This window comes from Amycolatopsis sp. NPDC051106 (genome assembly GCF_040682775.1).
Taxonomy (GTDB): Bacteria; Actinomycetota; Actinomycetes; order Mycobacteriales; family Pseudonocardiaceae; genus Amycolatopsis.
Window position 1 is genome coordinate 1 of record NZ_JBFBBQ010000163.1, and the last position, 10,107, is coordinate 10,107.

Annotated in this window: 12 protein-coding genes; 5 read left to right on the plus strand and 7 right to left on the minus strand. The window is 72.2% G+C overall.

Annotation, left to right across the window (positions count from 1 at the left end; genetic code table 11):
• Positions 1-128 precede the first annotated feature (128 nt).
• Positions 129-1,118, plus strand: a complete 990-nt coding sequence (locus AB0M83_RS47410) for an aldo/keto reductase family protein (protein ID WP_364529040.1) — start codon at positions 129-131, stop codon at positions 1,116-1,118.
• Here the strand turns inward: AB0M83_RS47410 and AB0M83_RS47415 are convergent.
• The 3 genes from AB0M83_RS47415 to AB0M83_RS47425 are packed head-to-tail and all read right to left on the minus strand — an operon-like array spanning position 1,115 to position 2,908.
• Complete coding sequence (locus tag AB0M83_RS47415) at positions 1,115-1,327, minus strand: hypothetical protein (protein ID WP_364529043.1); 213 nt, start codon at positions 1,325-1,327, stop codon at positions 1,115-1,117. The genes AB0M83_RS47410 and AB0M83_RS47415 overlap by 4 nt on opposite strands.
• Positions 1,320-2,162, minus strand: a complete 843-nt coding sequence (locus AB0M83_RS47420) for a phosphoribosylaminoimidazolesuccinocarboxamide synthase (protein WP_364529046.1) — start codon at positions 2,160-2,162, stop codon at positions 1,320-1,322. The genes AB0M83_RS47415 and AB0M83_RS47420 overlap by 8 nt, the downstream gene beginning before the upstream one ends.
• Positions 2,159-2,908, minus strand: coding sequence for a GntR family transcriptional regulator (locus tag AB0M83_RS47425; protein WP_364529049.1), 750 nt, complete (start codon positions 2,906-2,908; stop codon positions 2,159-2,161). Before AB0M83_RS47425 ends, AB0M83_RS47420 begins: the two co-directional genes overlap by 4 nt.
• 138 nt (positions 2,909-3,046) lie before the next feature.
• Between AB0M83_RS47425 and AB0M83_RS47430 the strand changes: the two genes are divergently transcribed.
• Positions 3,047-3,508: a hypothetical protein gene (locus AB0M83_RS47430; protein ID WP_364529052.1), complete on the plus strand. Its 462-nt coding sequence runs from the start codon at positions 3,047-3,049 to the stop codon at positions 3,506-3,508.
• A 6-nt stretch (positions 3,509-3,514) separates the two neighbouring features.
• On the opposite strand, the gene AB0M83_RS47435 is transcribed toward AB0M83_RS47430, so the two are convergent.
• Positions 3,515-4,198, minus strand: a complete 684-nt coding sequence (locus tag AB0M83_RS47435; protein ID WP_364529055.1) for an IspD/TarI family cytidylyltransferase — start codon at positions 4,196-4,198, stop codon at positions 3,515-3,517.
• 86 nt (positions 4,199-4,284) lie between these two features.
• Between AB0M83_RS47435 and cobT the strand changes: the two genes are divergently transcribed.
• Positions 4,285-5,361, plus strand: coding sequence for a nicotinate-nucleotide--dimethylbenzimidazole phosphoribosyltransferase (cobT, locus tag AB0M83_RS47440; RefSeq protein WP_364529073.1), 1,077 nt, complete (start codon positions 4,285-4,287; stop codon positions 5,359-5,361).
• A gap of 71 nt (positions 5,362-5,432) precedes the next feature.
• Here the strand turns inward: cobT and AB0M83_RS47445 are convergent, their stop codons facing one another.
• Positions 5,433-6,536, minus strand: a complete 1,104-nt coding sequence (locus AB0M83_RS47445) for a branched-chain amino acid aminotransferase (RefSeq protein WP_364529058.1) — start codon at positions 6,534-6,536, stop codon at positions 5,433-5,435.
• Between the two features lie 107 nt (positions 6,537-6,643).
• Between AB0M83_RS47445 and AB0M83_RS47450 the strand changes: the two genes are divergently transcribed.
• Positions 6,644-6,943 (plus strand): hypothetical protein, encoded by a 300-nt coding sequence (locus AB0M83_RS47450; protein WP_364529061.1) that lies wholly within the window; start codon positions 6,644-6,646, stop codon positions 6,941-6,943.
• Here the strand turns inward: AB0M83_RS47450 and AB0M83_RS47455 are convergent.
• Positions 6,900-7,574, minus strand: a complete 675-nt coding sequence (locus AB0M83_RS47455; RefSeq protein WP_364529064.1) for a DUF402 domain-containing protein — start codon at positions 7,572-7,574, stop codon at positions 6,900-6,902. The genes AB0M83_RS47450 and AB0M83_RS47455 overlap by 44 nt on opposite strands.
• Positions 7,567-8,415: a hypothetical protein gene (locus AB0M83_RS47460; protein ID WP_364529067.1), complete on the minus strand. Its 849-nt coding sequence runs from the start codon at positions 8,413-8,415 to the stop codon at positions 7,567-7,569. The genes AB0M83_RS47455 and AB0M83_RS47460 overlap by 8 nt, the downstream gene beginning before the upstream one ends.
• A gap of 110 nt (positions 8,416-8,525) precedes the next feature.
• Between AB0M83_RS47460 and AB0M83_RS47465 the strand changes: the two genes are divergently transcribed.
• On the plus strand, positions 8,526-10,025 hold the full coding sequence (locus AB0M83_RS47465) for a leucyl aminopeptidase (RefSeq protein WP_364529070.1): 1,500 nt from the start codon (positions 8,526-8,528) through the stop codon (positions 10,023-10,025).
• Positions 10,026-10,107 lie beyond the last annotated feature (82 nt).

Here is a 10,107-nt window from a genome sequence, read left to right on the forward strand (position 1 = left end):
AGCCGGTTCCGAGAAGCCGGGTGGAGCGAGCCTCCACCCGGCTTCTTGCCGTCCGCGACCCGGCACCGAGGCTGGAGTCACTCCAGGGTCGTTAGCTAAGCAAACGATTACCGCCTAGGCTGGACCCCATGGAGTTTCGTCGTCTCGGCCGCAGCGGCCTCAACGTCAGTGAGATCTCGTACGGGAACTGGCTCACCCACGGTTCCCAGGTCGAGGAGGACCAGGCCCACGCCTGCATCAAGGCCGCCCTCGACGCGGGGATCACGACCTTCGACACCGCGGATGCCTACGCCAACACCGCCGCCGAGTCCGTGCTCGGGCGCGGCCTCAAGGGGCAGCGGCGGGAAAGCCTGGAGATCTTCACCAAGGTCTTCTGGCCCACCGGCCCCAAGGGCCCCAACGACAAGGGCCTGTCCCGCAAGCACATCATGGAGTCGGCCAACGCCTCCCTCGAGCGGCTCGGCACCGACTACGTCGACCTCTACCAGGCGCACCGGTTCGACCGGACCGTTCCGCTCGAAGAGACCATGCTCGCCTTCGCCGATCTCGTCCGCCAGGGCAAGGTGCTCTACGTCGGCGTCTCGGAGTGGACCGCCGAGCAGATCAGCCGCGGGGCCGCCCTCGCCCGTGAGCTGAAGATCCCCTTCGTCTCCAACCAGCCGCAGTACAACATGCTTTGGCGCGTCATCGAAGACCAGGTCATCCCCGCTTCCGAGCGCGAAGGCCTGAGCCAGATCGTCTGGTCGCCGATCGCGCAGGGCGTGCTCACCGGCAAGTACAAGCCCGGCCAGGACTACCCCGCCGGCTCGCGCGCCACCGACGAGAAGGGCGGCGCCAACATGGTTGCCCGCTTCCTCGACGAGAACGTCCTCAAGCGCGTCGCCGAGCTGGAGCCGCTCGCGAAGCAGGCGGACCTGTCGCTGGCGCAGCTGGCCGTCGCGTGGGTGCTGCAGAACCCGAACGTCGCCTCGGCGATCATCGGGGCTTCGCGCCCGGAGCAGGTGCACGAGAACGTCAAGGCCGCCGGCAAGAAGCTCGACGCCGACCTGCTGACCGCCATCGACGACGTCCTGGGCGACGTCGTCGAGCGTGACGCCAGCCTGACGAAGAGCCCCTAGTCCTGGTTGATCCGGCCCTGGAACGGCACGCCGACGTCGAAGGCGTCCTCCGGGGCCATCCGGGGCTCCAGGCCGAACCCGCGCAGGAGGCGGCTGGCGCCGGCCAGCCGGTCGCCTCCGCGCCCGGGCACCCGCTCGGGCGCGTACCCGCGCGAGGTCAGCAGCGTCTCGACGTCGTCGATCAGCTGGTACGGGTCGCAGTCACCCACGGACCCAGGTCTCCCCCGTGATCCGTTCGTAGACCTCGGTGTAGCGCTGCCGCGTCTGCTCGACGATCTCCGCCGGGATCTCCGGCCCGGGCGGGGTCTTGTCCCAGCCGGTCGTCAGCGACCAGTCGCGGACGAACTGCTTGTCGAACGCGTGCTGCGGACGGCCTGGCTCCCACTCGTCGGCGGGCCAGAACCGCGACGAGTCCGACGTCAGGATCTCGTCGCCGAGGGTCAGCGTGCCGTCGGCGTCGAAACCGAACTCCAGCTTCGTGTCTGCGATGATCACGCCCTGCGCGGCAGCGTGCTCAGCGCCCTTCGTGTAGATCTCCAGCGTCAGCTCGCGAAGCCGCTTCGCGGTGTCTTCGCCGATCTCGTTCAGCACCTCGTCGAAGGTCATGAACTCGTCGTGCCCGGTGTCGGAGATCTTCGTCGTCGGCGTGAAGATCGGCTCCGGCAGCTTGTCGCCCTCGACCAGCCCCGGCGGCAGCGCGACGCCGGAGATCTTCCCGTCGCGCTGGTACTCGCGCAGGCCCAGGCCGGCCAGGTAGCCGCGCGCGATGCACTCGACCTGGACCATCTTCAGCGGCTTGCAGCGCATCGCGCGGCCGGCGAACTCTTCCGGGACGTCCGTCGTCGAGACGACGTGGTTCGGGACCACGCCGGACATCCGCTCGAACCACCACGCCGACAGCTGGTTGAGCAGCGCACCCTTGTCGGGGATCGGCGTCGGCAGCGAGACGTCGTAGACCGAGACCCGGTCGGACGCGACGAGCAGGATGTCCCCGCCGTCGAGCTCGTACAGGTCGCGGACCTTGCCCGCGTGGATGTGCTTCATTCGCCGTCCTCAGTCGTGTACTCGTAGAAAACCCAGTGGTCGGGCAAGGCGGCCGATTCACCGTACTCGACGACCGTGCCGTCGGCCGCCAGGAAGGTGCTCCGGCCCAGCAGCACCGGCGCCCCGGCGGGCAGCCCCAGTTCGGCCGCCTCCTCCTCGCTCGCGCGCCCCGCCGCGTGCCGTTCCTGCGTCGTCGCGACCTTCGTGCCGAGCCTCGCGGCCGCGTGCGCCGAGGTGCCCTCGACGATCCGCTCGGGCACCAGCAGCGCCGGCGCCTTGGCCGACAGCGTGCCGTCGAACCACGACGTCGACGTCGACAGCGGCCGGGAGTCGGGCCCGTAGGTGGTACGGCGCCGCCGGATCGCCGGGGCGCCCTCCTCCAGGCCCAACGCGGCCGCGGCGCGTTCGGGCGCCTGCTCGAGGCCGGCCGACCGGATCACGGCGTAGTGGCCGGGCGGGTAGATCCGGCCCGTCCGCGTCGAAGCGGTGGCGCGGTCGCGGGCCGTGCGGTGCAGGCCGCCGCGGTCGACGACCGTGCCGACGCCGCGCACCGGGCGCACGAGCCCTTGCGAGCGGAGGGTGGCGAGAACCTTGGTGGCCGTCGCCATGGCGACGGCCCAGGTGCGCGCGATCTCGCGGGCGGAGGGCACCGCATCGCCCTCCTGCAGCCGGCCGGACAGGATGTCTTCCCGGATCCGGCCCGCGATCTGGAGGTACGGCGGCTCAGGACGATCGAGGGTGGGCAAGGCGGCTCCTCACGGGGACAACGCGCACAAGTGTTCTAGCACGCCGGAGTGTCTCCGACAAAGGCCTGTTCAGAACCACCCAGGTGTACTAGTACACAAGCTGGACTGCGCTCTAGTACGCAAGTTACCCTCGAAAGTGTGTCCCCGCCCACAGCACACAACGGCTCCAGCGGCTCGGGCCTCGAGGAACTCCTCGAGGAGCTCCGGCGCCGCAAGTGGGTACTGCACCTGTTCGGCAGCCGCGAGGCGCCGGAGATCTACGCCGCGGTCCACACGTGGCCGACCTGCGCGGACGTCATCATCCTCCGGGACGAGCACCGTGCGAGCGCCTACCGCGTACCGCTGTTCCCGGGCACCGACGTGTTCAGCCCGCGGGTGGTGACCTGGCAGTACCACGCCACCCCGGTGTGGACGCTGCGAGCGGTGCTCACCCTGGCGGAGCCCGGCACCCCGGGCGCGCCGCTGCAGGCGCTGCGGCCACAGCCGCAGTGCCACATCCCGCCGGAGCTGCGCCACGACGTGACGGTCCGGCCGACGAGCACCACGCCCGAGCCCGAGCGCGAAGGGGGCGACGGTGGCGGCCCGCCCGCGTGCGCCTAGCGGTCATCAGGCTCGGCGGGCGAGCAGCCGCTCCGCGACCACCAGGTCGTGGGGGTAGGTGATCTTGAGGTTCTCGGGAGCCCCCGGGACCCACCGGATCGGCAGGGAGGAGAACCGCTCCATGCACGACGAAGTGTCCGTCCCCGAGAAGCCTTCGCGCTCGGCCTGTTCGTAGGCCTCGAGCAGCGGTCCGGCCCGGAAGCCCTGAGGCGTCTGGACGCGGATCGCGCCGGGCACCTGGGCGACCAGGTGCCCGGCATCCACCTCGACGACGTCGTCCGCGGCCAGGCCCGGCACAGCCCCCCCGTCCTCGCGTGTCCGGGCCAACACCGCACCGACCAGTTCGGGGTGGACCAGCGGCCGGGCCGCGTCGTGCAGCAGCACGGCGTCGACCCGGCCGCCTCTTATGCGCGGGGCGAGGTGGCGCAGCGCGTTGAGTTCGGACGCCTGGCGCGTGTCCCCGCCGTGCACGATTTCGACAGTGTCGTCGACGACCTCTTCGGCGAGTTCCCGGTCCTGCGGCCGGATCACCAGCACGAGGACGCCGATCCCCGGGACGCGCTTGAAGGCGTCGAGCGACCAGGCGACCACTCGCCGGCCGGCCAGGGGCAGGTAGACCTTGTTCAGCTTCGCGCCGACGCGGGTGCCCGCGCCGCTGGCCAGCACCACCGCGGCCGCCGTCGTCTCCACGAGCCGCGAGACTACCGGGGCCGGTTCACCGGTAGGTTGGCCACGGCGTTGTCATGAGCGCTGCCGTGGACGAGAAAGGGCCTGGTGTGGAGCCGGAAGACATCGAGTTCCCCGAGATCACCCCGCCCGACGACCACGCCCGGTCCGACGCGATCGCCCTGCACGACAAGCTGGTGAAGCCGGCCGGGTCGCTGGGCAGGCTCGAGGAGCTGGGCGTCTGGATCGCGGCCTGCCAGGGCCAGTCGCCGCCGCGGCCGTTCACCCGGCCGCGGGTCATCGTGTTCGCCGGTGACCACGGCATCGCCGCGAAGGGGGTCTCGGCCTATCCCGCCGAGGTCACCGCGCAGCTGCTGGGCACGATGCTGACCGGCGGCGCCGCGATCAACGTCCTGGCCGCCGCCGCGGGGGCGAGTGTCCGCGTGGTCGACATGGCCGTGGACACCGAAGCGCCGGCGACCCGCTCGATCGGCGAGTACAAGGTCCGCCGCGGGTCCGGGTCCATCGACGTCGAGGACGCCCTGACCGCCGACGAGGTCAAGGCGGCGATCCGCGCCGGGATCGCGATCGCCGACGCCGAGGTCGACGGCGGCGCGGACCTGCTCATCCCCGGCGACCTCGGGATCGGCAACAGCACGCCGGCGTCGGTGCTCGTCGCGGCGCTGACCGGCACCGAGCCGGTGGCCGTGGTCGGCCGCGGCTCCGGCATCGACGACGACGCCTGGATGCGCAAGGCGGCGGCGGTGCGTGACGCGCTGCGCCGGGCCCGCGCGGTCCTCGCGAACCCCGTCGACCTGCTGCGCACCACGGCGGGCGCGGACATCGCGGCGATGGCCGGGTTCCTGGCCCAGGCCGCGGCCCGCCGGACGCCGGTGGTGCTGGACGGGCTCGTCGCGTGCGCCGCGGCGCTGGTCGCCGAGGACCTCGCGCCGGGTGCGCGACGCTGGTGGGTGGCCGGGCAGCGGACCGCCGAACCCGCGCATTCGATCGCGCTGGAGCACCTCGACCTCGGCCCGCTGCTGGAGCTGGACGTCCGGCTCGGCGAAGGCACCGGCGCGGTGACGGCGTTGCCGCTGCTGATGATGGCCGCCCGCGTCCTGGCCGAAACCGCGACGCACGAGCAGGCCGGCGTCTCCGGCCCGCTCATCCCGGCCACGGCCACGTAGACCCCGAAAAGCCGTGAAGGCCTCCTTACCGGCTCAAGATGCCGGTAAGGAGGCCTTCACGGACTGGGACGTCAGCCGAGCGGGACCATCCAGTGGTCGGTGTCGGGGCGGGTGCCCTCCTGGATGCCGGTCAGCTCCTCGCGCAGCTTCATGGTGAGGGTGCCGGGCTGCCCGTCGGCGATGGTGAACTCGCCGCCGGCGTGCTTGACGTGCCCGACCGGGGTGATCACCGCCGCCGTGCCGCAGGCGAACGTCTCGGTCAGCTCACCCGAGGCCGCCGCCTTCTCCCACTCCTCGGTGGAGATGCGCCGCTCCTCGACCTTGTAGCCGAGCCGCGAAGCCAGCTGCAGCAGTGACTTCCGCGTGACGCCGGGCAGCAGCGAGCCGGTCAGCTCGGGGGTGACCACCCGGGCGTTCTCGCCGGAGCCGAAGACGAAGAACAGGTTCATCCCGCCCATCTCTTCGACCCAGCGCCGCTCCACCGCGTCGAGCCAGACGACCTGGTCGCAGCCCTTCTCCACGGCCTGCGCCTGCGCGACGAACGACGCCGCGTAGTTGCCGGCGCACTTCGCCGCGCCGGTGCCGCCGGGCGCCGCGCGCACGTACTCCGTCGACAGCCAGACGCTCACCGGCTTCACGCCGCCGGAGAAGTACGAGCCGGCCGGGGACGCGATGACCGTGTACACGTAGTCGGCGGCCGGGCTGTTGACGCCGAGCCCGGTGGACGTCGAGATCATGAACGGCCGCAGGTAGAGGGAATCACCCTGACGGGTGGGCACCCACCGGCTGTCGACGGCGATGAGCTCGCGCAGCGACTCGACGAACACCTCGTCGGGCAGCTGCGGCATCGCCAGCCGCTCGGCCGACTGCCGGAACCGCGCGGCGTTGGCGTCCGGGCGGAACGACGCGATCGTGCCGTCCGGCTGGCGGTAGGCCTTGAGGCCCTCGAAGATGGCCTGGCCGTAGTGCAGCACCGACGTCGCCGGGTCGAGCGTGAACGGGGCGTACGGACCGACCTGGGCCTCGTGCCAGCCGTCGGCCTTCGACCACTTGACGGTCACCATGTGGTCGGTGAAGTAGAGCCCGAAACCGGGCTTCTCGAGTACCTCCGCGACACGGTCCGCGCTCGCAGGACTCGGGTGCGGGACATGGGCGAACTGCGTCGAGGTGGTCATGGCTACACGATACCGTTTGGTCGGAGGCGCGTTAGTCGGATGTCCCACTGTTCTCGGTGTTCCGCGTCCTGCCCGCGGCCGCGCCGTGATGACTCTAGGATGACGGCGTGACCTACCACTCCACGGAGCCGGTCCCCCGGCCCAAGACCGGCGGGGCGGACGTCAAGACGTTCGTCACCGCGGTGCTGCTGACCTTCGGCGTCGGCCTGCTCGGCATGGTCGGCTGGGCCGTGCTCAGCAGCGGCTTCGGCGGTTTCCTCGGCCTCGTCGCGGGCGTCTTCGGCGTCGTGTTGTGGCGGAAGATCCACGGCAAGGCGTTCCCGCAGGTGCTCCCGACGAAGTCGGTCGTCATCCTCGCGGTCGTCAACGCGGTGCTGACGCTGATCCTCTTCCTGACCGCGGGCTGAGCTCCTCGAGCAGTCCCGGCGGCAGTGCGGGCGCCGGCCAGCCCGGGTCCGGGCGGAAGTCGGTGTCCGTCCCGTCGAACGGGTAGGCGCCGCGCTCGGCCAGCGCGCCGATCCGCTCGCCCTCCGCGCGCAGCCGGTCGAGCTGCTCGTGCGTCAGGCGGCCGGCGTCGATCGCGACCTCGGCCTCGTCCTCGTCGTCCCAGCGCCAGGTGCCGTCCCGCTCGACGACGACGTCGAGCACGCCGTCGATGCGGTCCACCCCGGCCGGGGTCCGGCCGAGCGGGACCTCGAGGTTGACGTACCAGTTCGTGAACCGCCCGGCGGCGTCGAAGAACCACCACACCGACGACCATTCGTCGTCGGCGATGCGCCGCAGCGTGGACGTGCGGTGCCAGAAGTCCGGCACGGGCATCCGCGGGATGCGGAACCGCTGGTGCAGCGGCGCGTCCGCCATGTGCCGGCCGTCCACCAGCCGGCTGCCGACGATCGGGGTGCCGGCCGGCAGCCAGGCGAGCAGGACGCGGCCGTCGTCGGCGAGCACGCGCAGCGGGTGGACCTGGCCGATCGAGCCGTCGGGGCGGTGGAACCGTTCGACCACGGTCTCCCCCGGCCGCCAGCGTCGATCACTCACGTTCTTCACTGTACCGGCGCGCGCGTACGCCCAGTAGCAGCTCGATCACGGTCACCAGCCCCGCGACGACGAGCACGGGCAGCGCCGGCAGGAAGTACGCGGCCACCGCGGCGACGGCGATCCCCGCGAGTCCCGGCACGCCGGCCCGCGCCCGGACTTCGGCGCCGGCGGCCAGCGCGGGCACCACGGTCGCGACCACCGCGACCACGGTGAGCGCCGGCTGCAGCGAGTCCGCGTCGGCGGCGGAAAGCAAGTCGCGCAACGACGTCAGCGACAGCCCGAGCCGGACCGCGCCGAGCTGGTACAGCGCGGCGAAGGCGGCCAGCACCGCGACCGCGCCGAGGAGCAGCACTCGCCACCCCGCGCCTTCGCGCCCACCCGGGCGGAGAAACGGCAGGAAGACCACCGCGGCGACGAGCACCCCGGCGAAGTCCGGCGTCTGCAGGCCGCCCCCGGCCGTCGACACCGGCGCCACGGCCACGCAGACCACGACGAGCACGAGCCCCGCGGCGAGCAGCAGCCCGCCCGCGACCCGTACGACGATCGTCGGGATCTTCAGCCCGGCGAACCCGGCGCCGGTCACCACGACCGCGAACGCGGCGGCGGCGAGCTCGCGGTGCGCGGGGAAGACGTAGGCGCCGAACGCGATCGCGTAGACGGTCACTTCGGCAAGCCGCGCGACGGCCACCACGACCCGGTCGACCTGGGCGTCCCCCGGTTCCGGGACGCGGGCCGTCACCCCCGCGGCGATCGCCGCCAGCACCAGCCCGGCGAGCAGCCACCAGCCCGCGCCCGCCGCTCCGGCCGCCAGCGCCACCAGCAGCCCACCGCCCAGCCGCACGCGGCCCTCCCTCTCCCGCCGTTCACCTGTGGTCCGGTCGTCATTAGCATGGCTCACGATCCCGACCGGGCCGGCGCCCGGTACCACCGCGAACGCGCGAGGAGCCAGAAGTGACCGTGCCTAAGCTCGCCCTGTCCGACAACACCGGGGAGGCACTGGCCAAGACGCGCGCCGACGTGATCGTCATCGGCACCCTGGCCGGCGAGGACGGCCCGCTGCTCGCCGCGGGCGCCGCCGCCGTGGACGCCGCCTTCGACGGCCGTCTCGCCGGACTGCTCGCCACCCTCGGTGCCAGCGGCAAGGCCGAAGAGGTCGTCAAGATCCCCACGCTGGGCAAGCTCGCGGCGGGCGTCGTGCTCGCCGTCGGCCTGGGCAAGGAGGGCGACGGCGTCACCCCCGAGCAGGTCCGCCGCGCCGCCGGGGCCGCCGGGCGCGCACTGGCCGGCACCGACCGCGCGTTCGTGACGCTGTCGGAGCTCGACCTGCAGGCCGCCGTCGAGGGCACCGTCCTCGGCTCCTACGTCTTCACCGCCTACCGCTCCGAGAAGGGTGACGCGCCGGTCGCGAAGGTCGACTTCGCGAGCCCGGCCACCGGGACCGCCCGCGAGCACAAGGCGACGCTGAAGGCCGCGACGAGCATCGCCGAGGCCGTGCTCACCGCCCGCGACCTGATCAACACCCCGCCGAACGACCTCTACCCGGCCTCCTTCGCCGACCGCGCGAAGAAGCTGGCCGAGGACAACGGCCTCGAGTTCGAGGTCCTCGACGAGAAGGCCCTCAAGCGCAAGGGCTTCGGCGGCATCCTCGGTGTCGGCGGCGGTTCCGCGCGCCAGCCGCGCCTGGTGCGCATCGCCTACAAGCCGGCCAAGGCCGTCAAGAAGGTCGCGCTGGTCGGCAAGGGCATCACGTTCGACTCGGGCGGCATCTCGCTCAAGCCCGCCGCGAACATGGACCACATGACCTCGGACATGTCCGGCGCGGCCGGCGTGCTCGCTTCGGTGGTGCTGGCGGCGAAGCTGAAGTACCCGCTGGAGGTCGTCGCGCACATCCCGCTGGCGGAGAACCTGCCGTCGGGGACGTCGTACCGCCCGGGTGACGTGCTGACCATGTACGGCGGCAAGACCGTCGAGGTCCTCAACACCGACGCCGAAGGCCGGCTCGTGCTGGTCGACGCGATGGTCCGCGCGGCCGAGGAGAACCCGGACTACCTGATCGAGACCTCGACGTTGACCGGCGCCCAGGTCGTCGCGCTCGGCAACCGCACCGCCGGCGTGATGGGGTCGGACGACTTCCGCGACCGCGTCGCCGCGGTCATGCAGGCCACCGGCGAGAACGGCTGGGCGATGCCCCTGCCGGAGGAGCTGCGCGCCGACCTCGACTCGCGCCTGGCCGACCTGGCCAACGTGACGGGCCACCGCTGGGGCGGCATGCTCGCGGCCGGCATCTTCCTGCGCGAGTTCGTCGCCGACGGCCTCGACTGGGTCCACATCGACATCGCCGGCCCATCGTTCAACACGGGATCGCCGTGGGGCTACACCGGCAAGGGCGGCACGGGCGTCCCGGTGCGGTCGATCGCCGCGGTGCTGGCGGACATCGCCGCCAACGGCTGAGTCCACCCGAGTTCCCATACGCCCCAGGCGCTGCCGGGCATCTCCGCGAAGGTCGTCGACGACACCGGCACCGAGGTCGGCC

Coding starts and splice junctions, on each gene's coding strand:
- AB0M83_RS47410 (WP_364529040.1), top strand. CDS start 129: ATGGAGTTTCGTCGTCTCGGCCGCAGCGGCCTCAACGTCAGTGAGATC.
- AB0M83_RS47420 (WP_364529046.1), bottom strand. CDS start 2,162: ATGAAGCACATCCACGCGGGCAAGGTCCGCGACCTGTACGAGCTCGAC.
- AB0M83_RS47445 (WP_364529058.1), bottom strand. CDS start 6,536: ATGACCACCTCGACGCAGTTCGCCCATGTCCCGCACCCGAGTCCTGCG.